The sequence below is a fragment of the Microbacterium sp. MMO-10 genome (assembly GCF_037148715.1).
In the GTDB taxonomy this organism is placed as follows: Bacteria; Actinomycetota; Actinomycetes; order Actinomycetales; family Microbacteriaceae; genus Microbacterium.
In genome coordinates this window covers 260,244-285,846 of sequence record NZ_JBBCSV010000003.1, presented here as the reverse complement: position 1 = coordinate 285,846, position 25,603 = coordinate 260,244, and the positions used below count along the sequence as shown (strand labels likewise).

Below are 25,603 nucleotides of genomic sequence, written 5' to 3'. Positions count from 1 at the left end.
AGTTGGCCACTGCGAGTCGGCCCAGGTATCCGTCGGTGGTCTCGCCGTCTATCGGCGCGATACTGATCGGCAGTGTGCGGAGCGGTGTCATGAGACTTCTGTGTCCCGCGCGTCGTTGTGCTTCAGGAACGCGCCGCGCAACCGTGGCATTCGCTTGCGGACGAAGGCGCGAACACGGCCTGCGTTGACGATCGTCATGTAAGGGTCGCGGGCCCGGCGCGGAGCTGTCACGCTCGCTTCTCGCCCGTTGGCGCGGAAGGCTCCTCGGATGTGCTCGAGGTCCGTGTCGCCGCCGTCGCGGACGGCTGCGACGCTGCTCTCGATCAAGGCAACGACTGGCTCCGAACCGATTGTCCTGGCCGCGAGGAACTGGCACGCCCATGGCTCCGTCAGGAACTCGGCGAGACTTACCGCCTCTGGATACCAGGCACGCAGGCGGTTGGCACAGGTTGCTCCTTCGGAGATCATCGGATCGCTGACGTGCAGCAGTTCGGCCGCGAGTTCGATCTCTCCGGTGCCAAGCGCAACGCCACGCCGCCACAGGGTGCCCGCTATGCAGCGCTCCGCTCGACGATAGCTGGCGCGATGACGGACGTCGTGTTCCTCACCGCCGTAGTGCCATCGCCGGTGCCGAATGCAGAACGCGCCCGCTCGTCTCTGAACTTCTACGACTTGGCCGGCCGAGCAACGAGTGCACATCCTCGCTGGTGGAGGCGGTGTCACACATGAGCGGCAGGGGGCATGAGCCCAGCCATGGTGCTCGCAACGGATGTAAAGCGTCTGACGTATCGCGTCCTCTCTGAAGTGGCCAGGCACGAGTCCTCCGAGTTCCTCGATGAGGTTAGTCGCCAGGTGCGGCGTGGTACGGAGGGGAAGCCCCGTGAGGTTCTTCCGGATCGCCGTCCAGAGTTCCCCCGGCGGCACCTCATTGCATTTGGCCAGACGCGCATAGAAGCTCCGCACTGTCTCGCCTGCGAAAAGGATGGGCTGGAGCGGGAGAGCCCTCATTCGACCGGCTCACCCGACCTGGGTTCGATGACGCCGGCGAACTCGTCGTTCGCCTTCTTCGTCCTCGACCCATCGCGCGGTGGCGCGGCCCGCCGCGAGATTGGCGAGAATCAAGTCGAGATCCAGGCGCTCAGTGTGGTTGCCGATGGCATCTCTTGCGCCGCGACGCACTGCTTTCGCGAGCCGCCCGATCGACCCTCCGGAGAGCTCGTGTAGTTCTTTTGCGATGCTCACCAGCTCCAGATGCGGCTGCTGCAGGAGACAGAGCGAGGACTCGAGCTCGGCGACGACCCGCCCCCATACCGCGAACCCTTCAGCGCTATCGACCCGGTACCGGTCGAACTGGACGACCTCGAATCGCGCCATGATCTGCTCGCCTCGAGAGCCCCAGAACAATCCGTTCTTTGCGACGTCGACGCCCGCGTAGACCATGGTTCCCGGGCATCGCTCAGAGACTTCCTTCAAAGCATCGGCGACCTGCTCGTTGTGGCGGTAGGTCAGATCCAGTCGATGGATGTCGTCGATGATGACGAGTTGGGTGCCGACTTTCCGCATGATGCTGGTGGCTCGCGCGAGGAGCGTTTCATAGCGGGTGGTCTGTGAATAGATAGCACCGTAGAAGTCGAGGATCTTCGAGATCATCGTCTTCGCGGTCGCATGCGTCGGTACGGGCACGTACGCCACGGGGATGAAGTTCTTCTCGTCCTCCTCGCCGTCCTCATTCTCTTTGGCGTGTCGACCGAAATGACTCCCGAGACGTCGCTCGAGCGCGCGACCGAACTCTAGAACGGCCGTGGTCTTGCCGTATCCGGGCCTGCCGGAGATGATGACGCCTGATTTGCTGGCATCGGGCGACCTATTGTCGGCCATGGCGTTCTGGATCGCTTTCGCGGCTTTCCGCAGAGAGGGCGTCGCCACGCGGAACTCGACGGTCATGAATCGCTCGCGTCCGATGTTGTAGAGCGCTCGCTCCGTGGAGCTCAGGGCCTCGTAGTCACCCATGCTCATCTCGACCGGCTGGGATGCATCGAAGCTGGCAAACTGAGCCCATCCCTCCTTGCGGGCATAGTCGAACTCGAGCGTTGGGGTTTCGAGATCGAGATCGTCGAACAGGTCGTCGAGCATCACTGCGCCTTCCCGTTGTCCACGGACGGCGCAGCGCTCTGGGCGCGGGTTCTGCCGAACGGAGGCGCCAATCGCTGCTCCAAGTCGGCGTAGTCGTCGACCGTCTTTCCACGATGGTCGTGCGTGGATTCGGCTCCCGTCTCCTGCGGGGCGAGACTGGCGTGCGGCAGTTGATTGGTGATGCCGAGTGGATCGGTGACGTTCTTAATCGCACGTTTCCTCTCGCGGGCCGTCGGCACCCGATTGCCCACGCTCCCGAACCGGCGGATCGCGTCGTTGAGGTCGACGGTCGTCGGCTCCTCCTCTCCGCGCGCCGCAGCGTGCGCCCTGGCGATCCTCCATAGTTCGTCGGCCATCGGCGCGTCCTGGTACGGCGATCGCCAACTCAGAGGGATGAACCCGTCAGTCGTCTCGAGCCACACGGTCATCGGGTTGTAAGGGTCGACATGCACGGGCCATCGCCCATTCTGTGAGCGATGCGGAGAGCGCATACGCCGGAGATCGGCGAGAGCATCGGCGTCATACCGGCGGTGCTCGATTTTGATCCCGTAGCTGTGGATCGCACGCCATTGCGTCGGAAGCATCGCAATGTACCGGTCGGCGTCGAGCGGTATCTGCAGCTCAGGAGCGAGTTCACGGTACGCGGCGACCATCTGGTTGGGGGTGAGCTGAAGTCGCGGGTTACGAGGATCGCGCAGCGCGTCATGCGGGCGGTTCTGCCATACTGCTGCGATCCAGTCCTCAAGCAGCTCCTGGAGTTGCTCGAGCGTGAGCAGCTGATCAACTGGGATGCTCTCGTCGCCTCGCATCTCTGGCCCCTGCCCCAGGAACCCGACCAGGTATTCGGTGAACCCGTCCTTGATTGTGCGGAACATGCGCTCGACCTTCGCTTTCTGCGTGGGGGTGTACTTCGCAGCGAGCGTCAATGAGATCTCCAGAGTCCGGCACGCATCCGTGAAGTGCCTCGACACGTACGACGAGCCACGGTCCGTCGTGATCGACTCGGGGAAGATATACGGCTGAGCGAGGCGGACATCTTCGAACCGCTGGGCGAGAAGATCATCGTCGCCCACCCATGCCTGCGCGACGGTTCGTCGGTTCGCTCGCACACCGTCCGGGCGGGCAGAGTACGGAACCAGCGCGCGGGCGAGGACGACGACCAGATCGATACTTCGCGTGCCCACGGTCACGATCGCGGCGGGCACGCTCCGCGAGCATTCGTCCAGCAGGATCGTCAGGTCTGGCCTGACTGCCTGGCCGTCGCAGCTGACAAGGATCTCCATCGGCGTCGTGTCGATGAGGACCTGCTCACCCGGCCGCACTCCTGTTCTCGTCCCGTGGATGTGATCCGGTTGGTTCGCGGTCGTGCGCCTGAGCCGTGCACTCCCGAAGGTGCTGCGCCCAGCATCCAGTTGGCCGATCAAACGGTAGAGGGTCGCCCTGCTCGGCATCGACACCACCCCTGGCCCGTACGCGCGCTCCAGCTCGCGTTCGACCATCCACACGACTCGTTCCCGGGTGCCGGTCGATTTGCGCGTCTGCGCCTCCAAAACCGTAACGACGGCCTGCACCAGGCGCGAGTCTTGCTTCGTCACCGACCGATCTGAAAGCCCGAACCGACGTCGGTCCAGAAGGCCCGCCACACCCAGCTCATCGAGACTCCGCGCCTGACGCGCGACCTTGATCGGCTGGTAGTCGGTGCCGAGCCGGCGATTCACCCGATCGATCGTGGCGCGATGAGCGTCTTTCTTCTTCGCACCCTTGTCGAGGAGGTCAGAGAGGTGTTCCAGCTCTTCCAGCCAAACATCGACGACCTTGCGGTCGGCTGGAGCGAGCTCGTCTAGAAGCCGGAGATCGAGGATCTCCACACTGCTTCGCACCCCGGCAGGCTCCGCATTCGCCACGAGGTCCGCGCGCAGCACCTCTATGTCGTCATCCTCTCCGTCCTGTCGCCGAAGTGTGACGTAGGCGGGACGCACCGCGACGACGCGAAGCTCGTCGCCATTCCAGCGAACCAGTTCCCCGGGATGAACGTTCACTGTTCGCCGTCGAACGTGATCGCCGTCGTCATCGTCAGTGGTCGCGCCAGGTCGAACTGTGCGCGATCATGCCAGAGCAGCGCATACGCGGCGCCGCGAGGCCCGCGCACGGCGCCGGTGAGCAACCCGAGAAACGCCCGAAATGACATCGCGCCCGACGTGGGTAAGGCATCGATGTCTACGCCATCGAGCCATTGTGGTTCCCGGTAGCGCAGCAGGAACCTGAGGTTCTGTTGAGTCGCACCCGGCAGCTCGTCAACGACGAGGTAGTCCCATCCGAGCGCTCCGGACAACCGCCGGGTCAGCTCAAACTTTGCCTCATCGTCCGCGTCGGTGTCGTCCTTTGTATGTACGTCGACCAATAGCGCGGTGCCGTCAGTTCGCCGAACGAAAAAGTCCGGGGCGTGAGATCGCCCGGTCGCGCTCCAGTCAATCCACATCGGCTGGCTCGCCACCCGCTCCGCGGACTGCGTGCGATCGAGATTCGCGAGGAAGGCGCGCTCCCAGAAAGACTCGAACAACACGTGCTGCCTGGTGGACGCGAGCCACAGCCGACCCTCGAAGCTCTTGCGATGCGGGTAGGACGGCGGGGTCCGGACAGGGTCAGCATCCTCGAACGCGACGCGAGCTGAGTCTGCTGCATGCCCTTCCCTCGGGATCCCATGGAGCGAGTACCTGAACGTCGCTGCGACAGCGTTGGTGCCGTCGAGCGCTTCCAGCCATGCGGTTGTCTGCGACACTGCGGATCTCCCGTCCGGGACCGCTGACCGCGGGTAGCCCCTGAGGCGCGGTCCCGACTTGTTCGCAAGCTACGCCGACGATTGAGGGTTCGGCGTCGACACGCCGTCCGCGTACAACTCCCGTGAGAATCGACAGGTCCCGTGAGACAACATTCAACTCCCGTGAGATCTTTACAGGTCCCGTGAGACGGAACACGACCCTATGAATCCACCCAGACCGTGACCAAACCGTTGCTTTCGTTACCCCGCCGTTATACAGTGATCGCACGGTGAAAGTTTGCTGTGGCTCTCATCGCATGTGATTGCAGGACACTCTTGGTGCAAGGGACAAAGGCCGGTCGGAAGCCTCTCCGACCGGCCTTCTCTCATGCTCGCGCCGGACGTCCGCGGCGGCGGATATCCTGAGGCGATGAGCGATCGGAAGCTTGCCCTCTCGGCCTGGGAGAGCCTCTTCCGCGCCCAGCACGAGATCTTCACGGAGATGTCCAACGACTTCGACGGCGCCGAGCTGTCCGCCGCCGAGTACGACGTCCTGCTCACCGTGACGCGATGCGCGAGCCACACCGCGCGCCTACGCGAGGTCACCGCGAACATGCTGATCAGCCAGCCGAGCGTCTCCCGTCTGGTGGACCGGATGGTGGCCCGCGGGCTGCTGGAGAAGTGCCCCGACCCCGACGACGGGCGCGGCTCGCTCGTGCACGCGACCGAAGCCGGCACCCGGGCGTTCCGTCAGCTGGCGACGGTGCACGGCCGCTCGATCGCCGAGCGCATGTCGACCCTCGACGACGACGAGCTGCGCACGCTGACGACGCTCGCGGAGAAGCTCCGCGCACGCTGAGCGGGCCTGCGTGAGAGACGCTCCCGCACGGCACGATCCACACAGCAGGACACTCCGACGAGTTCTCCACAGACTTCGTAGATAGGTACGAAGGTCGTCGCGGATCCGCATAGAGTCGAGGCATGACCGAACACCTCCACCCTTTGCACGAGGCGCTGCAGCGTCTCGATGAGGCGTGGAACGGCGCGGAACATGCCGACGACCTCACCCGGGCCCAGTTGGTGGCCGTGACGGAGGCGCTCGGGCTGCTGCACCGGCGTTCCGGAGCGATGCTCGCCGAGGTCGCGGCCTGCGTCGCGCGCGAGTCCCGCACCGAGCTGGGCGCGGACTCGCTGGCGAAGCAGAACGGGTTCCGCAACGCGGCGCAGCTGATCGCGACCACGACCGGCGCGACGACCGGCGACGCATCCCGCCTGGTGAAGGTCGGCGAGGCCACAGCGCCCCGTATCGGCCTCACCGGCGAGCGCACACCGGCGAAGTATCCCGCAGCTCAGCGCGCCCTGGCCGCCGGCACCCTGAGCCCCCAGGCCGTAGCGGCCATCATCTGCCTCCTCGACCGGGTGCGCTTCGCGCTCGGCCCCGTCCGCACCGCCGAGGCCGAGCAGTCGCTCGTCGAGCGTGCCGCCGGTCTGTCCCTGGACGACGTGCGCCGTATGGTCACCCGCGCCGAGGCGTGGCTGCATCCGGACGGCGTCGCCCCGCGGGAGCAGGAGCAGCGCGCCCGCCAATCGCTGTCGATCTTCGAGCGCGACGGTCGGATCCACCTCGACGGCGACTTCGACGCCGCACACGGGGCCCCCATCGTCGCCGCGGTGAACGGCTACGTGTCGGCGCTGTTCGCCGCGCAGAAGACCCAGCTCGATCCGGGCTCGCCCGATGCCGATCACCGCTCGGTCGCCGCGCTGCGTGCCGAAGCACTGAGCGCGATCTGCGCCCATGCCCTCGGTTGCGAGAACGAGGCGCCCGCCCTCGCGGGCGCGACCGTCGTGGTCCGCGTCGACCTGAAGGACCTGACCGACGGCACCGGCTACGCCACCGTCGACGGATCCGACCTCCCCCTGAGCATCGCCACGACCCGGCAGCTCGCCGCGAGCGGCGGAGTCATCCCGTGCGTGCTCGGCACCGACCGGGAGATCCTCGACTACGGCCGGGAGCTCCGGTTCTTCACGAAGACGCAGCGCCTGGCCCTCGCCGAACGAGACGGAGGCTGTGCGATGTGCGGACTCCCGCCGTCGATGACCCGCGCCCATCACATCCGCTGGTGGAAACGCGATGCAGGTCCGACGAACCTCGAGAACGGGATCCTGCTCTGCGAGAGCTGCCATCACCGGATCCACGATAACGACTGGGAGATCCGAATCGAGGGCAAGGGCCGGCACAGCCGCGTCTGGTTCATCCCACCGCCGCACGTGGATCCGGCGCGCACGCCGCGCGCCGGAGGGAGGGCCCGCTTCGACCTCGCCGCCTGACCTCGCCGCCTGAGCTCGCCGCCTGAGCTCAGCCCGCAGACCCGGCCGTTCCCGGCTGTTTCATAGGGTCTGGCATAGTCGTTCATGACGCCCTCTCGGGCGACCGGAGAACACAGGAGTGCATATGGATCCCGCCACCCTCATCGGGTTGCTCATCATCATCGGCGTCGCGATCGTCGCCGTCGTCATCGTCCTGCTGGTGGTGCTCCTGCTCGCACGCAGCTGGATCAAGGTCGCCCGGGCCGATGAGGCGCTGGTCATCTCCGGCCGCAAGCAGAAGGTGCAGCGCACGACCGTCTCCGCCGACGGATCCACGCGCCCCGAGATCGAGGAGTCCCCGGTCACGGTCATCGTGAACGGCAAGTCGCTGGTCAACCCCATCACGCAGCGGCACGAGGTCATCTCGCTGCGCTCCCGCCAGGTGCTGCTGAACGCCGAGGCCCAGTCCTTCGACAACGTCACCCTCAACGTCGACGGCGTCGCGATCGTGAAGATCGGGTCGAATCCGCTTTTCGTGCGCCGCGCCGCGGAGCGCTTCGCCTCGCAGGACAAGGCGATCGAGCAGTTCACCACCGAGCAGCTCGAAGGCGCCCTGCGCGGCATCGTCGCCACGCTCTCGGTCGTCGAGCTCATGCGCGAACGGAAGAAGTTCTCCGACCAGATCGCCGCCGACGTCTCGCAGGAGCTCGCCGAGCAGGGCCTCATCCTGGACTCGTTCCAGATCAAGGGCATCACCGACAAGGTCGGCTACATCCAGTCCCTCGGCGCCCCGGAGATCCAGGCGAAGCGGCAGGCGGCCGAGATCGCGCAGACCAACGCCGACCGTGCGATCAACCAGAAGTTCATCGCCAACCAGGAGGCGAACCTCGTCGAGCAGACCGCGCTCGACACCAACACCGCGAACGCCGCCGCAGGCGTCGGCCGGGCCCGCGCCGAGGCCGAGCAGGCCGAGCAGCTCGCCCGCGCGCAGTCCGAGCAGGCGGTGCTGCAGCAGCAGGCCGAGAACAAGCAGGCCCAGCTCGACGCCGACGTCAAGCGCGTCGCCGACGCCCAGCGCTACGAGGCTGAGACCCGCGCCCAGGCCGAGCTGTACACTCGCGAGCGCGCGGCCGAGGCGGCCGCGATCGAGCAGGTCAAGCAGGCCGAGGCGTCCACCCGCATCGCCGAGCAGCAGGCGCAGTCCGACAAGGCCCGCGCCGACGGCGAGGCGGCCGCCGCGGTCGCCAAGGCCACCGGCCAGGCCACCTCGCTGCGCGCCCAGGCCGATGCCGAGGCCGAGGCCCGCCGCGTCCGCGCCACGGCGGAGGCCGAGGCGATCCGCGCCGAGGGTGAGGCCCGCGCTGCCGCCGTCGAGGCGGAGGCGAAGGCCATCGCGTCGAACCAGGAGGCGTTCCTCTCGCAGCGCGTGCTCGAGGTGCTGCCGTCGATCATGGCGGAGTTCGCCAAGGGCTATTCCACGATCGGCAACGTGTCGATCATCGGCGGCTCCGGCGACGACGGCGCGTCCAGCGTGGTCGGCGGCGACAACGCCAAGGCCCTCCGCAGCGTGTTCGACAGCGTGCACGCCGCGACCGGGCTCGACCTCGCCGGCATCATCCAGGGGCAGGCCGTCGGCCGCGGCTTCGGCGCGGGCGTCGCCCAGGCCGAGCCGCACCAGCCGGCCGTCCGCAAGACGGCCCCCACGCACGCGGACGAGGCGACCGAGTAGACCCCGCCCTCGCGAACGGCGCTCGGATCCCCTGGATCCGGGCGCCGTTCCCGTTTCGCGGCAGACTGGAACGATGACGTCCGCCGCCTTCGACCTCCGCACGATCGGTGCAGGGCTGTCGTTCGCCGCCGCGCTCGACGACGTCTCCGCGGCGCTGGACGCCTCCACCGCCGTGGTCATCAGCGCCCCGCCCGGCACCGGAAAGACGACCCTGGTCCCGCCGCTGCTCGCGTCCCGCACCGAGGGCCGGGTGATCGTGACCCAGCCGCGCCGGGTCGCCGCCCGGGCCGCCGCCCGCCGCCTGGCCCAGCTCGACGGATCCCCGCTGGGCTCCCGCGTCGGCTTCACCGTCCGCGGCGAGCGCGCCGCGAGCGGCGAGACCCGCGTCGAGTTCGTGACCGCGGGTGTCCTGCTGCGCAGGATGCTCGGCGACCCCGGACTCGACGGCGTGGACGCGGTCGTCATCGACGAGGTGCACGAGCGCGCACTCGAGACCGACCTTCTCCTGGGCCTGCTCGGCGAGGTGCGCGAGCTGCGCGACGACCTCACCCTCGTCGCGATGTCGGCGACCCTCGACGCCCCGCGGATCGCGGCCGTGATCTCGGGCACGGACGCGCCGGCGCCGATCGTCGAGCACACCGTCCCCGCCCACCCCCTCACCGAGCTCTGGTCCCCGGGCACCGGCCCGCGCCTGGACGAGCGCGGCGTCACGCGCGGCTTCCTCGACCACGTGGCCCGCACGGCCGCGGCCGCCGCGCGGGATCTGATCCGCGAAGACGGATCCGCCGACGTCCTGGTCTTCGCGCCCGGGGCTCGCGAGGTCTCGGAGATCGCACGCCGGCTCCACGACGAGGCGCGCGGATTCGACGTCCGCGAGCTGCACGGCCGCCTCCCCGCCGCGGAGCAGGATGCGGTGATCCGCGGCCGCCGCGCATCGGATCCGCCCCGCATCGTCGTCACCACCTCCCTCGCGGAGTCGTCGCTGACCGTCCCGGGGGTGCGCCTCGTCGTCGACAGCGGGCTCGCCCGGTTCCCGCAGCGCGACGCGGCCCGCGGGATGAGCGGCCTGGTGACCGCCGGAGCATCGCGCGCCTCGGCGGTGCAGCGCGCAGGCCGCGCCACGCGCCAGGGTCCGGGCACGGTCATCCGCTGCCTCGATGAGCGGACGTTCGCGGCGGCACCGGCACGGCCGGCACCGGAGATCGCGACCGCGGACCTCGTCGACGCCGCGCTCGTGCTGGCCTGCTGGGGCGCCCCGGGAGGCGCCGGCCTCCGGCTGCTCGACCCGCTGCCCGCCGACGCCCTCGCCGACGCGCAGGGCGTGCTGCACGACCTCGGCGCCATCGATGACGACGGCCGGGTCACCGCCGAGGGCCGCGCCCTGGCCCGCATCCCGGTCGACCCGCGCCTCGCCCGCGCCCTGCTCGAGGGCAGCGGGGTCGTCGGCTCCCGGCTCGCGGCCGAGACGGTGGCCCTGCTCAGCGGCGACCTCCGCGTCCCGGACGGCGATGTGGCCGCGGCGATCACGGCACTGCGGAACGGTCGCGGACCGGACGCCCGCCGATGGGAGCAGGAGGCGTCGCGCCTTCAGTGCTTCCTCGCCGACGCCCCCGCGTGGGGCACCATCGACGACGTCGGCCTCGTGATCGCCCTCGCCTTCCCCTCCCGCATCGCGCGGCGGGTCGAGCGCACCGCGGAGGGGGCGACGTTCCTCCTCGCCTCCGGCACGCGGGCGGGGGTCGGCGGACCCCTCGCCGGCGCCGAATGGCTGGCCGTCGCCGACGTCGCGCGCGCGACCGGCCGGGTGGCCGCGGGGTCGGGCGCCGTCATCCGCGCCGCGGCCGCGATCACGGAGGACCAGGTCGACCGCGCCGCCGCCGCCCTGATCACCGACCGCGTCGAGGCGGACCTCGACGGCGCCCGGGTCTCCGCCCGACGCGAGCGCCGAGTCGGAGCGATCGTGCGGGCGACGGCGCCGGTGCGCCCGACGGCCACCGAGGGGCACGACGCGGTGCGCCGGGCGCTCCAGGCGCGGGGGCTCGCGGTGTTCACCTGGTCGGAGCAGGCCGACCAGCTCCGCCGCCGCCTGGCCCTGCTCCACCGCGTGCTCGGTGCCCCGTGGCCCGACGTCTCGGACGCCGCGCTGCTCGCGGGCATCGACGACTGGCTCGGCCCGGAGGTCGACGCGCTCGCGGCCGGCACCCCGACGGCGAAGGTCGAGCTGGCGCCTGCGCTGCGGCGCCTGCTCCCCTGGCCTGCTGCCGCGGAGTTCGACGCGCTCGCCCCCGAGCGCCTGGAGGTGCCGAGCGGATCCCGGATCCGGATCGACTACCCGCCGCACGACGACCCCGATGCCCGCCCCGTGGTCGCGGTGAAGCTGCAGGAGTGCTTCGGGTGGGCCGAGACTCCGCGCCTGGCCGACGGCCGCGTGCCGGTGCTCTTCCACCTGCTCTCCCCCGCGGGACGGCCGCTCGCCGTCACCGGCGATCTGGCGTCGTTCTGGTCGGGCCCCTACGCGCAGGTGCGCGCCGAGATGCGCGGGCGCTACCCGAAGCATCCGTGGCCGGAGGATCCGTGGCAGGCGGCTCCGACCCGTCACACGAAGAACCGGGCGGAGCGCGAAGCCCGCGGCTGAGACGTGCGTGCGGCTAGGAGGTACGGCGGCGCAGCGTCAGCGGCGCCAGCACGAGGAAGGCCACGGCGAAGGCCGCCACGATCAGCACCGGTCGCCAGAGGTCCCCGTCGTCGGTGCCGGCGGTCACGGCCTGGATCGCGTCGATCGCGTGACTGAGCGGGAGCCAGTCCGAGATCGCGTGCAGCACGTCCGGCATCTTGTCACGCGGCATGAACAGGCCGCCGAGGATGATCTGCGGGAAGACCAGCACCGGCATGAACTGCACGGCCTGGAACTCCGTCTGCGCGAAGGCGCTCGCGAGCAGCCCCAGAGAGGTGCCGAGCAGCGCGTCGATCACCGCCACCAGACCCAGCTGCCAGAGGGGGCCGTCCACCGTCAGGCCGCACACGTACACCGCGAACGCGACCGTCACCACGGCCTGGATCACCGCCATGAGCCCGAACGCCAGCGCATAGCCGAGCACGAAGTCGGCCTTGCCGAGCGGAGTCGTCATGAGTCGCTCCAGCGTGCCGGAGCGTCGTTCGCGCAGCGTCGTGATCGAGCTCACGAGGAACATCACGATGAACGGGAAGAGCCCGAGGATCGCCCCGCCGAAGGTGTCGAACACGCCCTTCGTGTCGGTGAACAGCCAGGCGAAGAGCCCGACCAGCAGGCTCGGCGCGATCACCATGAGCGCGATCGAGCGCGGATCGTGCCGGAGCTGGGCGAGCACGCGACCCGCCGTCGCGAACAGCCGCCGCCCGTTCATGATCCGACCCTGCGCAGCGACCGGCGCAGCTGCGGATGCGCCGCCGCTTCCGACTCCGCATCCCGCGCGATGAGCACGAGGAAGGCCTGCTCCGGATCCGTCGTTCCGGTGTCGGCGAGCAGCTCCGCCGGAGTCGTGTCCGACACGATCCGCCCCTCGCGCATGAGCAGCAGCCGGTCGCAGCGCAGCGCCTCGTCCATCACGTGACTCGACACGACCAGCGTCGTTCCCGCCTCGGCGATGGCGCGGAACAGATCCCACAGCTCGGCCCGCAGCACCGGATCCAGTCCGACGGTGGGCTCGTCGAGCACCACCAGCTCCGGCGACCCGAGCAGGGACGCCCCGAGCGACACGCGGTTCGCCTGGCCGCCGCTGAGCGCGGCGACCTGCTGTCCGGCGTACGGGGTCAGCCCGACCAGCTCCATGACACGGTCGGCCTCGGCTCTGCCGACCCCGAGCACCGCGGCGAAGTACCGCAGGTTCTGCCGGACCGTGAGGTCGGCGTACACGGCCGCGCCCTGCGTCCCGTAGGCGACGCGATGGCGCAGTGCGGCGGATCCCGCGGCCTCCCCCAGCACCGTGACGGAGCCGGACTTCACGCGCTGCACGCCGACGATCGAGCGCATCAGGGTCGTCTTCCCGCAGCCCGACGGGCCCAGCAGCCCGGTCACCTCACCGCGGGGGATCGTCAGCGACAGGCCGTCGAAGACGTCGTGCCGGCCGCGCCGCACCCGCAGTCCTTCGATCGCCACCGCGTTATTCATCATGTGATGAATTATGGATCCGACGACTCCGCCGGTCAAGGATCACCTGCGCGCGAAGGGCAGGGTCCCTCAGTCGAACAGGTAGCGCTGCAGGGTCGGTCCGATGCGCGCCACGAGCTCGTCCACGGGGGCATCGGCGATCGGCGGCAGTTTCGCGACGTAGCGGGTGACGATCATCCCCGCGATCTGCGACGCCACCAGGGTCGCGCGCAGGGCGGCGTCGGGGGTGTCCAGCCGCGCGGTGATCCGCCCGATGAGCTCACGCGAGAGGAAGCCGACCAGCGGCGGGGACATCGCCTTCGATCCGATCGCGACGCGGATCAGGGTCACGCCGCGGCGGCGGACGTCGGGGCGCTCGAAGGCCTCGAGCACGTAGCGCACGACGCGCTCGCCGACCTCGTCCCTGGGGCCTTCGAGGATCGCGGGCACGTCGACGTCGGGGCGGAGCGGGATCCCGATCACCTCGGCGAAGAGGTCCGCCTTGGTGCCGAAGTAGTGGTGCACGAGGGCCGAGTCCACACCCGCACGCCCCGCGATCGCGCGGATCGTCGCGCCGTCGTAGCCGTTCTCGCCGAACTCGTGCTCGGCGGCGGTTACGATCCTGCCCCGCGACCCGGACTCGCCCTTGGGCCGTCCCCGGCGCCGCATCGTGGTCATGCGTTCATCTCAGCACTCGATGACGTTGACCGCGAGACCGCCCTCGCTCGTCTCCTTGTACTTCGTCGACATGTCCAGCCCGGTCTGGCGCATGGTCTCCACCACGGCGTCGAGCGAGACGTAGTGCTGCCCGTCGCCGCGCAGGGCGAGCCGCGCCGCGGTCACCGCGGTCGACGCGGCGATCGCGTTGCGCTCGATGCAGGGGATCTGCACGAGCCCCCCGATGGGGTCGCAGGTGAGACCCAGGTGGTGCTCCATCGCGATCTCCGCGGCGTTCTCGATCTGGCGGTTGGTGCCGCCCATCACGGCCGTGAGCCCGCCCGCCGCCATCGCGCAGGCGGAGCCGACCTCGGCCTGGCAGCCGCCCTCGGCGCCCGAGATCGACGCGTTCGCCTTGAACAGGGACCCGAGCGCGGTCGCCGTGAGCAGGAACCGGCGGATGCCCCGGCGGCGGTTCGCCTCGGCGAGCGCATCGGGATCCTCGATCGCGCCGACCGCGACGAGCGAGGCCTCCGCGCCGAAGCCGAGCAGCGCGCTGCCGACGAGCTCGCCGTAGGGCGTGACGGCGTTGCCCGCACCCAGCCCGGAGTCGGCGAGGAACCGCCACCAGTACATCGCCACGGCGGGCAGGATCCCGGCGGCGCCGTTGGTGGGCGCTGTCACGACCCGCCCTCCCGCCGCGTTCTCCTCATTCACGGCGAGCGCGAACGCGCCCAGCCACTCGCCGGGCACCGCGGGATGTCCCTCCGCCTCGACCTCGTCGAGCTGCTCGCGGATCGCCCCCGCGCGGCGCTTGACCTTCAGGATCCCCGGCAGCGTGCCCTCGGCGTGCAGTCCCGCGTCGACGCAGGCGGCCATCGTGTTCCAGATCGCGTCGAGCCCGGCCGCGACGTCCTCCTCGCTGCGCAGCGCGGTCTCGTTGCGGCGGGCGAGCTCGGCGATCGTGAGCCCGTTCTCGTCGCACAGCTCCAGCAGCGACGCGGCGTCGCGATAGGCGAACGGGAACGCCGCCTTCTCCAACGCGCGTCCGGACTCCTCGCCGTCGCGACGGATGAACCCGCCGCCGATCGAGTAGTACGTCTCCTGCGCGAGGTGGATCCCGTCGGCGTCGAGCGCGCGCAGCGTCATGGCGTTGGGGTGGCCGGGCAGACGGGTGCGCGGCTCGAAGGTGATGTCGTCCTTCGCGAAGACGATGTCGTGCGTGCCGTTCAGCGCGAGCGAGGATCCGTCGGTCCAGTCCGCCCAGGCACGGCGCACGTCGGCGGGGTCGCAGGTCTCGGGGGTGAGGCCGCGCAGGCCCGCGACGACCGCGTCGGGCGTGCCGTGGCCGAGGCCGGTGGCGCCGAGGGATCCGTAGAGCGAGCAGGTGACCCGCGACACCCGATCCAGCACGCCGTCCGCGGCGAGCCGGGCGGCGAAGTCCACGCCGGCGCGCATCGGCCCCACGGTATGCGAGCTCGAGGGTCCCACACCGATGGAGAACAGATCGAAGGCCGAGACGTACGCAGTCACCCCTCCAGGGTAGTCCGCGCACGCCGCCCGGGAGCTACTGCCGGGGAGTCTCGACGGCCGGCAGCGTCACCACGAACGTCGCACCCGGGCCCGGCCCGACCGCGATCGTGCCGCCGTGCGCTTCGACCACGGCGAGCGCGATCGCCATGCCGAGTCCCGTGCCGCCCCCGCCGTCGCGGGACCGCGAGGTCTCACCGCGGGCGAACCGCTCGAACACGCTCTCCCGCACGCTCTCCGGGAGTCCGGGACCGTCATCGGCGACCGTGAGGCGCACCGCCCCGGCCGCGTCCCCGGTGCGCACCTCGTCGAGCCGCACCTGCACGGTCGTGCCGTCGGGCGTGTGCAGTCGCGCGTTGCCGAGCAGGTTGTCGAGCACGCGGCGCAGATCCCCGGCGTCGCCGCGCACGAGCGCCGGATCCTCTCCGAGCTCCATGACCCAGGTGTGCGCCGGACCGGCGAGGCGCGCCGCGAGCACCGCCTCGGCGAGGAGGAGCCGCAGGTCGACGTCGTCCTGCACGAGCTCGGGCAGCGTGTCGAGGCGCGCCAGCAGGAGGAGCTGATCGATGAGCGCCCCCATCCGCACCCCCTCCCCGTCGATGAGGGCGGCGTTCCCGCGCACCTCCGCCTCCTCGGTGTCCGGGCGACCGGACAGCTGCGCATAGGCGCGGATCGTGGCCAGCGGGGTGCGCAGCTCGTGACTGGCGTCGGCGACGAACCGGCGCATCGTCGACTCGCTCGCCTCGCGCTGGGTGAGGGCGAGCTCGACGTGGTCGAGCATGTCGTTGAGCGCCGTGCCGACCTGGCCCACCTCGCTCGTCGAGGCGATGTCGCCGGCGTCCACGCGCTCGGCCAGGCGCACCTCGCCGCGATCGAGCGGCACGGCGGTCACGGCCGCGGCGGTGTGCGCGACGCGACGCAGGGGCCGCAGCGCGCGACCCATCGCCACGGCGGCCGCCGCGACGGCCAGCACGATGCAGACGATGCCCACGAGGGTCACCACGAGCAGCAGCCGCCCCGTCGCCGCCGACACCAGGTCGAGCGGCAGCGCGGTCACCACCGCGACGCCGGAGGGCGTCGTCCGCGACGCCACCCGGTAGGAGCCGAGCGAGCCGCCGAGGTCGACGGTCACCGGTGCGGTCCGGTCTGCGGATCCGGTGGGAAGGTGCGCGGCGAGGATCTTCTGCTGGGCGGATGTGAGGTCGTGGCGCTTCCCGTCGACCGAGATCCAGCCGCCGAGCTCGAACACCCCCTCCCGGAAGACGGCGGTGATGGTCCCCCCGGACTGCCCGGGGGCGCCCACGACCTCGTCGCGGCTGGGACGCGGCGACGGCGGCGTCGGGCCCGGCGTCGCCGTCGTGGATCCGGGCGGGCGGCCGGCGATGTCGGCCCCGCGCGCGGCGGCGCCGTTGAGGCGCGCATCGACCTGGCCCAGCATGTAGTCGTGCAGCGACACCACGGCGACCACGCCGACGACGATGCTCACCGCGGCGACGAGGGCCGACGCGATGAGCACCACCTGCAGGCGAAGACTGCGCGGTCGCCTCATGCCCCTCCCCCGGGAGCGGACGCATCGGCGACGCGGAGGACGTAGCCGACCAGCCGCACGGTCTCCAGGCTCAGCGCCGTCGACGGCGCGAGCTTGCGACGCAGGCTCGACACGTACACCTCGACCACGTTCGACTCGGTGCCGAAGTCGTACCCCCAGACCGCCTCGAGGATCTGAGGCCGGCGCAGCACCTTGCCCGCGTTGTTCGCGAGCAGGAGCAGCAGCTCGAACTCGGTGGGCGTGAGCTCGAGCGGGGACCCTGCGAGCTCGGCGGTGGCGGCGGCCTTGTCCACGGACAGGTCGCCGACCTGCAGCTGCGCGTCCGCCGGGCGTCCGATCGCCGCCGCCGTGCGGGCCAGCACCCGCACCCGCGCCTGCAGCTCGGCGATCGCGAAGGGCTTGGTGAGGTAGTCGTCGCCGCCCGCGCGCAGCCCGGCGATCCGGTCGTCGTGGCCGTCCAGGGCGGTGAGGAACAGCACCCGGATCTCGGGCCGGATCGCGCGGATCCGCTCGAGCGTGTCGAGTCCGTCGATGTCGGGCATCATGATGTCGAGCACGACCACGTCGGGCTGGAACTCCCGCACCGCGATGAGCGCGCTGCGCCCGCGGTGCTCCACGCGCACCTCCCACCCGTCCGTGCGGAGCGAATCGCCGACGGCCGCGGCGAGCGCGCGCTCGTCGTCGACCACGAGCGCCCGCGCCGGGGTGCCGTCCGCGCGCACGATCGGCGGCAGCCCGAGCGGCATCGAGGCGGTGGCGCCGGACTCGGTCGTGATGTCGGCCATGATCTGCTCCCCTCGTCGTCAATTCTGCGCGGTCAGGTCGTAGACCGTCACGCCGCCGACCGACTCGGCCGCGAAGTGGGCCTCGACCCACTGCTGGATCTGGGTCGCGACCCTGCTGCCGGTGCTCGATCCGCCCATCATGCCGCCTCCGGCGATGAAGTAGTGGATCTTCCCGCTCGCCACGTACTGCTGGAACTGCGCGAGGGTCGGGGACGGGTCGCTGCCGTTGAACCCGCCGAGGGGCATGACCGCGTACCCGGTGCCGAGCTGATAGCCGGCCGCCGTCTGCGATCCGACCGATGCCGCGACCCAGGTGTAGCGGGAGGCGTCGGCGGAGAGCAGCGTCTTCAGCTCGGCGCTCACCGTCGAGGCCTCGAGCAGCCCGCCCGCGCCCCCGGCGGGGCCCGCCCCGGTTCCCGTCCCACCAGTGGGGCCGGTGCCCGTGCCGCCGGTGGGGCCGGTGCCCGTACCGCCGTTCGCGCCCGTCGCCCCGCCCGGGCCGCCCTGCGCGCCGGCCGCGCCGCCGCCCGGGCCGCCGAATCCTCGGCCGGCCCCGGGGAAGCCGCCGCGGAAGCCCCCGCCCATCGTGCCCTGCACCGACGGGCCGGCGGTGACGATGGATCCGGAGTGCGCCGCTCCGACGGTCTCCAGCGTGTACGCCGCCGGGGCGAGCAGCGCGCCCGTGAGCAGCGCCGAGGCGGTCGCCGCGGTGAGGATCCGTGAGCGCGGCGGCACGAGGACGAGCAGCGCCGCGGCGGCCGAGACCGCGAGCACGACGACCTTCAGCCACGGCAGCCACGAGCTCGCGCGCTCCAGCAGCACCCACGCCCAGGCGGCGGTGACGATCGCCGAGACGGCGAGCAGGATGCGCACCCACACCCGATCGCGGTGGCGGAAGACCACGGTCCCCGCGGTGCCGATCAGCCCCGCGAGCGGTGCCGCCAGCGCGACGGTGTAGTACGCATGGAAGATCCCCGCCATGAAGCTGAAGGCGAGCAGCGTCACCAGCAGCCATGCCGCGAACGTCACGATCGCGATCCGCCGCGCATCGCGGCGCGGAGCCCTTCCGATGAGCACGAGCGCCCCCGTCAGCAACAGGAGCGCGGCCGGGATCAGCCACGAGATCTGCCCGCCGATCTCGTCCTGGAACAGGCGGAACAGCCCCGTGGATCCCCACATGCCGCCTCCCGCTCCGCCGCCGCCGCCGACGCTGCCCGTCTCGTTCCCGGTGAGGCGTCCGAGGCCGTTGTAGCCGAAGGTCAGCTCGAGGAAGCTGTTCGTCTGCGAGCCTCCGATGTAGGGGCGGGCCGAGGCGGGGACGAGCTCGACCACGGCGACCCACCACCCCGCCGACACGATCACGGCGCCGAGCGCGGCGAGCAGATGCCCGATCCGCTTCAGGATCGGAGCCCCGGCGAACACGACGTAGACACCCGCGAGCACCGGCAGGACGAGGAACGCCTGCAGCTGCTTCGTGAGGAAGCCGAAGCCGACGGCGACGCCGGCGAGCAGCAGCCAGCGCAGTTGCGCCCGGTCGATCGCCCTCAGGGTGAGGGCGACCGCGGCGGTGAGCAGCAGGAGCAGCAACGCGTCCGGGTTGTTGAAGCGGAACATCAGCGCCGCGACCGGGGTGAGGGCGAACACGCCCGTCGTGACGAGGGCCGCCGCCGCGCCGAACCGCCGGCGCACCGTGAACAGGAGGATCGCGGCCGTGGCGACGCCCATCAGGGCCTGCGGCACGAGGATGCTCCACGAGCTGAGGCCGAACACGCGTGCCGACAGCTCCATCACCCACAGGCTCGCCGGCGGCTTGTCGACCGTGATCGAGTTGCCCGCGTCGCTGGATCCGTAGAAGAACGCCACCCAGTTCTGCGTCCCGGCCTGCACGGCGGCGGAGTAGAAGGCGTTCGCCCAGCCGCTCGCCGCGAGGTTCCACAGATAGAGGATCCCGGTGAGCAGGAGCGCGCCGACGTATGCGGGGGCCTCCCAGCGCGCTCGGGCGATCGTTCCCGGCACCTCATCGGCGACCGCGGGGCGCGCACCGGTCGGAGGGCGGACGGGCAGAGCGGGCGCGACGGCCACGGATGCGTTCATGAGCGGTTCGCCTCCTGAGTGATCACGGTGAGGTGGTGACGGGTGGACAGCGGCTCGACGGGCTCGGGCGGATCGTGCCGGCGTGCGGCGTCGCGGAACACCCAGAGCCGCAGCAGCGCGAAGCGCAGCAGCGTGGCGACGAGGTTCGCGAGGGTGAGCACGCCGACCTCGGCGAACGGGCCGGGATGCGGATCCGCGGCGTGCAGCAGCATCAGGGATCCGCCGGTCAGCGCCCAGGCGATGCCGAAGACGATCAGCCCCTGGAGATGATGGGTCGTCGCGCCCGTGCGACCACGGATGCCGAAGGTGAAGCGCCGGTTGGCCGCCGTGTTGGCGATGGCGGTGAGCAGCAGCGCGAGGAAGTTCGACCACTGCGGGGGAAACGGCACCTGGAGCACGAGATAGGTCAGCGCGTACGCGACGGTGGAGAGCGCGCCGATGACCCCGAAGCGGACGAGCTGGGTGATCAGCGGCGTCTTCGGCTGCGCGAAGGGATGGCGTCCGATGTCGCGATAGACGTCGTCGACCGGGATGCGCCCGGCGACGAGCCCTCGCCCGATGCGGACCAGCCCCTTCAGATCGGCGGTCGCGGTCGAGACGATGTCGACCGAGCTGTGCGGGTCGTCGATCCAGTCGACCGGGACCTCGTGGATCCGCAGCCCCGCGCGCTCGGCGAGGATCAGCAGCTCGGTGTCGAAGAACCAGCCGGTGTCCTCCACGAGAGGCAGCAGGCGGTGCGCGGCCTCGGCGCGGATGGCCTTGAACCCGCACTGCGCATCGCTGAACCGCACCCCGAAGGCCCCGCGCAGCAGCAGGTTGTAGGAGCGCGAGACGAACTCGCGCTTGCCGCCGCGCACGATGCGCGAGGCGCTCGCCAGGCGGGACCCGATCGCGAGATCCGAGTGGCCGCTGAGCAGCGGGGCGACGAGCGGACGCAGGGCGCGCAGGTCCGTGGAGAGGTCCTCGTCGAGATAGACGAGGACCGCCGCCGGAGACTCCGACCACACGGCCTTCAGCGCCCTGCCCCGGCCCTTCTCCGTGAGGTGCACCGCGACCACGCCGCTCAGCCGCGCAGCGAGCGCATCGGCGAGCTCGGCCGTGCCGTCGGTGCTCGCGTTGTCGGCGATCGTGATCCGCCAGGACGCCGGTTCCTCGGCGCGCAGGTGCTCGCGCAGCAGCGCGATGCACTGCTCGAGCGTGTCCCGCTCGTTGTGCACGGGGACGACGACATCGAGGTCGAGAGCCGGATCCTGGTTCATGGGATCCATGCTCGGAAGCCCCCCGGGACGGGCGCTTTGGCACCGCTATGCGATGGCTAAGGACCCGGGCCGCTCAGGCCGGCGCCGGCAGCGCGCGCCTGCTCCTCGAGGTCAGCACGACAGCCAGCGCGATCAGAGCGGGGGCGCCGCCGGCGAGCAGGAACGTGATCTCGCCGCCGAGCGCGTGCACGGCCCAGCCCGCCGCGAGCGCGCCCGCCGCCTGCATGCCCGTCATGCACGCGACGTAGAGGGACACCACCCGCCCGCGGATCGCGCCGTTGGCCGAAAGCTGCGTGAGCGAATCGTTCCCGATCATGAACGCCGTCCGCATAAGCATCGACGCAACCAGTCCGACGACGAAGAGCCCGGCGAAGGGCGCGAGACCGGAGCACGCCCAGACCAGCCCCGAGCCCGCGAGCAGCAGCGCGCTGTCGCGGATTCGCAGCTGTCGCCGGCGGGCGGCCAGCAGACTGCCCAGCAGAGCACCCACCGCCGACGCCGTCTGGAACAGGGTGTAGCCGAGGGTGCCGAGGCCATAGCGCTCGTTCGCCGCCCAGGCCATGAGGATCGAGGCCGTGAGCGCGAAGAACGCGAGCGACGAGATCAGCAGCAGCGCCGTGCGGATCTCCGGCTTGCGCTGCACGTAGCGGATGGCTTCGCGGATCTGTCCCCGCCGGGCGGCGACCTTGATCGCGGGCTGCAGCGCGGAGCGCCGGATCCCGAGCAGCATCACGATGCCCGCGAGCGGCCCGACCGGCGCTGCCACGAGCGCCCATCCGGATCCGATGATCGCGACCAGGCCGGCCGTGAGCAGGGCGCCGAGTATTCCGGCGAGCTGCTGCACGGCGGCGTTCAGACTCATCGCGTTGGGCAGCGCGCGGGTGCCGACGACCTGCACGAGCAGCACCGCACGAGCCGGCGCCTCGAACGCCGCCGCGACGCCGAGCAGGAGCGAGGAGGCGACGATCAGCGGCACGCCCGCCGTGCCGAGGATCGCCGGCACGCCCAGGCACAGCGCCGACAGCACCACGACGAGCTGGGTCAGCACGACCGTCTGGCGGGGTGCGAATCGGTCGCTGAGCACGCCTCCCCACGGTCCGAGGACGATCGACGGCAGCAGCTGCGACGCGACGACCAGAGCGACGAGGCCGACGTCGCCGGTGAGCTCGATCATCAGCGAGTCCGTGGCCAGCCGCGCCAGCCATCCCGCCGCGGAGGTCGCCGCGAGGCCGGCGAAGTAGAGCCGGAAGTTCGCCTCGCGCAGCGTCGCGAAGGTCGCGCGGAAGGTCGGTCGGGTCGCGAGCACCGGCAGCGGCTCGGTGATCGGATGATCCACGCCCGACACAGAAGACATGACCTCAACGGTACGGAGGATCGCACGATCACTCACGATAATGAGGGACATAACTGTTATCGGATCCGTGAATGAGCAGGGTCCCACAGGGACGGGAGCCCGCATGCTCGAGCCGGATCTGCTGCGCTGCTTCGTCGCCGTGGCGGAGAACCGCAGCTTCTCGGAGGCCGGGCGGCAGCTCGGAATCAGCCAGCCCACGGTGAGTCAGCGGGTGCGTCGGCTCGAAGAGCAGACCGGCCGCTCGCTCATCGCCAGGGACACCCACAGCGTCGCCCTCACCGACGGCGGCGAGGCGATGCTGGCGTTCGCCCGTCGCACCCTCGCGGTGCTCGATGAGGCGCAGGCGTACTTCTCCGGCCCCGCCGAACGGGCGACGGTCCGCTTCGGCACGGCGGACGACCTCGCCCTCACGCATCTGCCCGGGATCCTGCGCGACTTCCGCCGGAAGAATCCGCACATCGACGTGGAGATCACCGTCGGCCAGTCGGCGGCCGTCGCCCGGCGCCTGCGCGCGGGCGCGCTCGACCTCGTCTACGTGCGACAGGAGCCGGGCATCGCCGAGGGCAGGGTGGTCCGGCGGGAGCAGCTGATCTGGGGCGCGCACCCGTCGCTGCGACTGGATCCGGGCGAGGTGGTGCCCCTCGTGACGTATCCCCGGCCGAGCCACTCGCGCGCCGCCGCGGTCACCGCGCTCGAGGCCGCGGGACGACGCTGGAAGGCGACGTGCACGGTCCGCGACATCACCGGGATCCTCGCGGGGGTCAGGGCGGGCCTGGGCGTCGCCGTCTTCCCCGGCGGGATGATGCCCCCGGACCTCGTGCGCGCCGACGCCGCGCTGGGACTGCCGCATCTCGACACGCTCGACTTCGCCCTCATCGACGACCCCGCCGCACCGCGGGCGCCGATCGAGGCGCTGAGCACCGCCATCATCGACTCGCACACCCGCGAGGCACGCCAGCTCCCGGGCGCCTCCGAGGGCTGAGGGATGCGAGAGCCGACGCCGCTCCCCCGGCGCGCCGGGCCGACGCTACGCTGACAGCGTGCGGATCCAGCCGATCGACCTCGTGGACGTGCTCGTCTATCTCGTCGTGCTCGGCGTCTTCGTCCAGCTCTTCCCCGCGGTGATCTCGGAGAGCTTCCTGCTCTCCCTGCTCACGGCGGTGCTGCTCAAGATCGTCCTGGAGATCGTGTTGCGGATCAAGAACGCCGTGATCCGGCGGATCCGCTCGGGGCCGACCGTCGCGGCCCGCGTCGTCGCGGTGATCACGCTCCTGCTCATCATGCCGGGCAGCAAGTTCGCGGTGCTCGAGCTCACCGCGCTCCTGTTCGGCGACGCCGTGCGGCTGGGCGGCTTCTTCTCGGTGACGGCGCTGATCGTGGTGCTCATGCTCGCCCGGGGCGGGATGCGCCGGCTGCTGCGCACGCCGGCCTGAGAGCCGGATCCGGAGACGAAGAAGCCCCCTCCGAAGAGGGGGCTTCCGTACTGTCTCAACACAGTGTGCGCCTGGAGGGACTCGAACCCCCAACCTTCTGATCCGTAGTCAGATGCTCTATCCATTGAGCTACAGGCGCATCCGGTCTTTCACAAGACCGCCCGCTCTCGCGGGCCTCGTCAACAATACCCCAGACGCGGGCCGGAACGCGAATCGAGCGCCCCCCGAGCGGATCGCCCGGGCGTGGCGCACCTCAGCGCAGCTGCTTGGCGGCGCGCTTCTCCTCGCGCTCCGCCGCCTTCGCGGCGGCCTTGCCCGCCTTCTCCACCGCCTTGTCGGCCTTCTCGCGGTTCTTCTTCCTGGCGCGCTGATCCGACGCCAGCGCCTGCAGGTCGACCAGGCGCAGGGCCTGCATCCGCGCCTCGCGCATGGTCTCGTAGTCGGGATCCTCGTCCGGACGCATCGCCTCGACCGAGAGCCTGCTCTGCAGGTTGCCCGCCACGTCGCTCCACGCCGCGGCGCGCGCCGCCTCGACCAGGAACCGCAGCGCCTCGGGATCGTCGGCCATCTCGCGCAGCCGGTCGGCCACGGCGGAGGACTGCTTGGCCCGCTTCTTCAGATTGCGCACGTCGCGATCGCGATAGTCGTGGGTGCCGTGGGGATCCGAGTACCGGCCATGAGCGCGCTTGCGCATCGTGTTGGCGAGGTCGGCCGCCTCCTCTGCCTCGGTCGCGAGGGCGAGCAGCGCCTCGTGCGCGTCGTTCATGTACTTGGCGACGTCGAACGAGCCGCCCTGAGCGATCGTGCCCACGAGGATGTGGTTCTTGACGGTCAGACGGGCGGCGGACGTGGCGATCGCCACGCCCTCGGCGATGGCGTCAGCGCTCTTTCCCACTCCGACCTCCTCCTCCCTTCGAGCGTACCGGTTCCCGTTCCGCAAGAGCAGGGCCATGGGGCAGGATGGGAACAGTGTTGCGCCCACCCGACGCATGCGACGACGCAGGCGAGGGCGCAGCCCGTAGGAGGAGCGTTGCCCGTTCTCGACCCATCAGGCCGCAGCGGTGCGATCACCGGCGCCGCCAACGGCATCGGCGCCGAAGTCGCGCGCGCCCTCGCGCGCCGCGGCGCCCGTCTCGCGCTCATCGACCGCGACCGCGCGGGCCTGCAGCAACTTGCCGACGAACTGCGCACGACCGGGGCCGACGTGTCGGTGCACCCGCTCGATCTGCGCGACGACGACGCGGTGGCCGCCGCGGGCGCGGAGATCGAGGCGGCGCACCCCGAACTGCAGACCCTCGTCACCTGCGCCGGGTCCTCGATGCTCGGCTCCCTCGACCAGCTCACGATGGAGGAGATGCGCTGGCTGATGGACATCAACCTCTGGGGCACGGTGTCGATCACCAAGGCGCTCCTGCCGTCGTTGCGGCGCGCACCGGCGGCGCACGTCACCCACATCGCGAGCATCTACGCGCTCGCCTCCCCGGGCGGGCGGATCCCGTACGCGATGTCGAAGTTCGCCGTGCGCGCCTTCTCCGAGGCGCTCATGCACGAGCTCGAGGGCTCGTCGGTCACGGTGGGCGCCGTCTATCCCGCCGGCGTCCGCACCGGCATCATCCTGCACGGACGCTACGCGGCCGCGATCGATCCGGGGGTGGCCGGCCGCGCCGCCGCCGCCCAGGCATCGATGTACCACATGGAGCCCGCCGAGGCGGCCGAGCGCATCGTCCGCGCGACCCTGCAGCGCCGTCCGCGCACCCTGATCGGGCGGGAGACCCGCCTGGTCGACGCCCTGGTGCGGCTGGCCCCGGTGCGCTACTGGGGTCCGATGCGGAACCCGCTGCGCGAGGCGATCGACACCACCACCCCGATGTCGCCCCGCTGACCGGACG

Annotated in this window: 21 protein-coding genes and 1 tRNA gene; 7 read left to right on the top strand and 15 right to left on the bottom strand. The window is 70.8% G+C overall.

Annotated features, from left to right (window positions below):
- Positions 1-87 precede the first annotated feature (87 nt).
- From WFJ17_RS10125 to WFJ17_RS10110, 4 genes are all read right to left on the bottom strand, one after another.
- A complete protein-coding gene (locus tag WFJ17_RS10125; protein ID WP_336648323.1) occupies positions 88-699 on the bottom strand; it encodes a hypothetical protein in 612 nt (203 codons plus the stop codon).
- Positions 700-1,017: 318 nt separating this feature from the next.
- Positions 1,018-2,133, bottom strand: coding sequence for a TniB family NTP-binding protein (locus WFJ17_RS10120; RefSeq protein ID WP_336648322.1), 1,116 nt, complete (start codon positions 2,131-2,133; stop codon positions 1,018-1,020).
- Positions 2,133-4,172: a hypothetical protein gene (locus tag WFJ17_RS10115; RefSeq protein WP_336648321.1), complete on the bottom strand. Its 2,040-nt coding sequence runs from the start codon at positions 4,170-4,172 to the stop codon at positions 2,133-2,135. The genes WFJ17_RS10120 and WFJ17_RS10115 overlap by 1 nt, the downstream gene beginning before the upstream one ends.
- Positions 4,169-4,912: a TnsA-like heteromeric transposase endonuclease subunit gene (locus WFJ17_RS10110; RefSeq protein WP_336648320.1), complete on the bottom strand. Its 744-nt coding sequence runs from the start codon at positions 4,910-4,912 to the stop codon at positions 4,169-4,171. Before WFJ17_RS10110 ends, WFJ17_RS10115 begins: the two co-directional genes overlap by 4 nt.
- A gap of 409 nt (positions 4,913-5,321) precedes the next feature.
- Between WFJ17_RS10110 and WFJ17_RS10105 the strand changes: the two genes are divergently transcribed.
- The 4 genes from WFJ17_RS10105 (at position 5,322) to hrpB (ending at position 11,562) form a co-directional block, all read left to right on the top strand.
- Entirely contained in the window at positions 5,322-5,750 is a 429-nt protein-coding gene (locus WFJ17_RS10105) for a MarR family winged helix-turn-helix transcriptional regulator (protein ID WP_251439044.1), read from the top strand.
- Between the two features lie 122 nt (positions 5,751-5,872).
- Entirely contained in the window at positions 5,873-7,219 is a 1,347-nt protein-coding gene (locus WFJ17_RS10100; protein ID WP_251439046.1) for an HNH endonuclease signature motif containing protein, read from the top strand.
- 124 nt (positions 7,220-7,343) lie between these two features.
- Positions 7,344-8,927, top strand: a complete 1,584-nt coding sequence (locus tag WFJ17_RS10095; RefSeq protein ID WP_336648319.1) for an SPFH domain-containing protein — start codon at positions 7,344-7,346, stop codon at positions 8,925-8,927.
- A gap of 73 nt (positions 8,928-9,000) precedes the next feature.
- Entirely contained in the window at positions 9,001-11,562 is a 2,562-nt protein-coding gene (gene hrpB, locus WFJ17_RS10090) for an ATP-dependent helicase HrpB (RefSeq protein ID WP_336648318.1), read from the top strand.
- Between the two features lie 13 nt (positions 11,563-11,575).
- On the opposite strand, the gene WFJ17_RS10085 is transcribed toward hrpB, so the two are convergent.
- From WFJ17_RS10085 to WFJ17_RS10045, 9 genes are all read right to left on the bottom strand, one after another.
- Positions 11,576-12,310 carry an ABC transporter permease gene (locus WFJ17_RS10085; RefSeq protein ID WP_292886483.1) on the bottom strand — a complete coding sequence of 245 codons (735 nt, stop codon included), beginning with the start codon at positions 12,308-12,310 and terminating at the stop codon, positions 11,576-11,578.
- Positions 12,307-13,077 (bottom strand): ABC transporter ATP-binding protein, encoded by a 771-nt coding sequence (locus WFJ17_RS10080; protein ID WP_336648317.1) that lies wholly within the window; start codon positions 13,075-13,077, stop codon positions 12,307-12,309. The genes WFJ17_RS10085 and WFJ17_RS10080 overlap by 4 nt, the downstream gene beginning before the upstream one ends.
- A gap of 66 nt (positions 13,078-13,143) precedes the next feature.
- Positions 13,144-13,731, bottom strand: coding sequence for a TetR/AcrR family transcriptional regulator (locus WFJ17_RS10075; protein WP_251439057.1), 588 nt, complete (start codon positions 13,729-13,731; stop codon positions 13,144-13,146).
- Between the two features lie 9 nt (positions 13,732-13,740).
- On the bottom strand, positions 13,741-15,243 hold the full coding sequence (locus WFJ17_RS10070) for an L-serine ammonia-lyase, iron-sulfur-dependent, subunit alpha (protein WP_251439059.1): 1,503 nt from the start codon (positions 15,241-15,243) through the stop codon (positions 13,741-13,743).
- Between the two features lie 34 nt (positions 15,244-15,277).
- Entirely contained in the window at positions 15,278-16,789 is a 1,512-nt protein-coding gene (locus WFJ17_RS10065; RefSeq protein ID WP_336648316.1) for a sensor histidine kinase, read from the bottom strand.
- Positions 16,786-17,574, bottom strand: a complete 789-nt coding sequence (locus tag WFJ17_RS10060) for a response regulator transcription factor (protein ID WP_251439110.1) — start codon at positions 17,572-17,574, stop codon at positions 16,786-16,788. Before WFJ17_RS10060 ends, WFJ17_RS10065 begins: the two co-directional genes overlap by 4 nt.
- 18 nt (positions 17,575-17,592) lie before the next feature.
- A complete protein-coding gene (locus WFJ17_RS10055) occupies positions 17,593-19,668 on the bottom strand; it encodes a glycosyltransferase family 39 protein (RefSeq protein WP_336648315.1) in 2,076 nt (691 codons plus the stop codon).
- Positions 19,665-20,936, bottom strand: a complete 1,272-nt coding sequence (locus WFJ17_RS10050) for a bifunctional glycosyltransferase family 2/GtrA family protein (protein WP_336648314.1) — start codon at positions 20,934-20,936, stop codon at positions 19,665-19,667. The genes WFJ17_RS10055 and WFJ17_RS10050 overlap by 4 nt, the downstream gene beginning before the upstream one ends.
- Positions 20,937-21,000: 64 nt before the next feature.
- Positions 21,001-22,281 (bottom strand): MFS transporter, encoded by a 1,281-nt coding sequence (locus WFJ17_RS10045; RefSeq protein ID WP_336648313.1) that lies wholly within the window; start codon positions 22,279-22,281, stop codon positions 21,001-21,003.
- Between the two features lie 103 nt (positions 22,282-22,384).
- Here WFJ17_RS10045 and WFJ17_RS10040 point away from each other — a divergent pair, with 103 nt between their 5' ends.
- Both WFJ17_RS10040 and WFJ17_RS10035 read left to right on the top strand, forming a co-directional pair.
- Entirely contained in the window at positions 22,385-23,263 is an 879-nt protein-coding gene (locus tag WFJ17_RS10040) for a LysR family transcriptional regulator (protein WP_251439116.1), read from the top strand.
- Between the two features lie 58 nt (positions 23,264-23,321).
- Positions 23,322-23,714, top strand: coding sequence for a hypothetical protein (locus tag WFJ17_RS10035; RefSeq protein ID WP_292886565.1), 393 nt, complete (start codon positions 23,322-23,324; stop codon positions 23,712-23,714).
- Positions 23,715-23,780: 66 nt separating this feature from the next.
- On the opposite strand, the gene WFJ17_RS10030 is transcribed toward WFJ17_RS10035, so the two are convergent.
- Positions 23,781-23,853, bottom strand: a tRNA-Arg gene (locus WFJ17_RS10030).
- Positions 23,854-23,967: 114 nt separating this feature from the next.
- Entirely contained in the window at positions 23,968-24,609 is a 642-nt protein-coding gene (locus tag WFJ17_RS10025; protein ID WP_251439178.1) for an asparagine synthase, read from the bottom strand.
- 135 nt (positions 24,610-24,744) lie between these two features.
- Between WFJ17_RS10025 and WFJ17_RS10020 the strand changes: the two genes are divergently transcribed.
- On the top strand, positions 24,745-25,596 hold the full coding sequence (locus tag WFJ17_RS10020) for an SDR family NAD(P)-dependent oxidoreductase (protein WP_251439180.1): 852 nt from the start codon (positions 24,745-24,747) through the stop codon (positions 25,594-25,596).
- Positions 25,597-25,603: the final 7 nt, after the last annotated feature.

Excerpts from the sequence above, each read along its gene's own strand:
- WFJ17_RS10125 (WP_336648323.1), bottom strand. The coding sequence starts at position 699 with ATGTGCACTCGTTGCTCGGCCGGCCAAGTCGTAGAAGTTCAGAGACGA.
- WFJ17_RS10120 (WP_336648322.1), bottom strand. The coding sequence starts at position 2,133 with ATGCTCGACGACCTGTTCGACGATCTCGATCTCGAAACCCCAACGCTC.
- WFJ17_RS10105 (WP_251439044.1), top strand. The coding sequence starts at position 5,322 with ATGAGCGATCGGAAGCTTGCCCTCTCGGCCTGGGAGAGCCTCTTCCGC.
- WFJ17_RS10100 (WP_251439046.1), top strand. The coding sequence starts at position 5,873 with ATGACCGAACACCTCCACCCTTTGCACGAGGCGCTGCAGCGTCTCGAT.
- WFJ17_RS10095 (WP_336648319.1), top strand. The coding sequence starts at position 7,344 with ATGGATCCCGCCACCCTCATCGGGTTGCTCATCATCATCGGCGTCGCG.
- hrpB (WP_336648318.1), top strand. The coding sequence starts at position 9,001 with ATGACGTCCGCCGCCTTCGACCTCCGCACGATCGGTGCAGGGCTGTCG.
- WFJ17_RS10085 (WP_292886483.1), bottom strand. The coding sequence starts at position 12,310 with ATGAACGGGCGGCGGCTGTTCGCGACGGCGGGTCGCGTGCTCGCCCAG.
- WFJ17_RS10080 (WP_336648317.1), bottom strand. The coding sequence starts at position 13,077 with ATGATGAATAACGCGGTGGCGATCGAAGGACTGCGGGTGCGGCGCGGC.
- WFJ17_RS10075 (WP_251439057.1), bottom strand. The coding sequence starts at position 13,731 with ATGACCACGATGCGGCGCCGGGGACGGCCCAAGGGCGAGTCCGGGTCG.
- WFJ17_RS10065 (WP_336648316.1), bottom strand. The coding sequence starts at position 16,789 with ATGAGGCGACCGCGCAGTCTTCGCCTGCAGGTGGTGCTCATCGCGTCG.
- WFJ17_RS10060 (WP_251439110.1), bottom strand. The coding sequence starts at position 17,574 with ATGGCCGACATCACGACCGAGTCCGGCGCCACCGCCTCGATGCCGCTC.
- WFJ17_RS10055 (WP_336648315.1), bottom strand. The coding sequence starts at position 19,668 with ATGAACGCATCCGTGGCCGTCGCGCCCGCTCTGCCCGTCCGCCCTCCG.
- WFJ17_RS10050 (WP_336648314.1), bottom strand. The coding sequence starts at position 20,936 with ATGGATCCCATGAACCAGGATCCGGCTCTCGACCTCGATGTCGTCGTC.
- WFJ17_RS10045 (WP_336648313.1), bottom strand. The coding sequence starts at position 22,281 with ATGTCTTCTGTGTCGGGCGTGGATCATCCGATCACCGAGCCGCTGCCG.
- WFJ17_RS10040 (WP_251439116.1), top strand. The coding sequence starts at position 22,385 with ATGCTCGAGCCGGATCTGCTGCGCTGCTTCGTCGCCGTGGCGGAGAAC.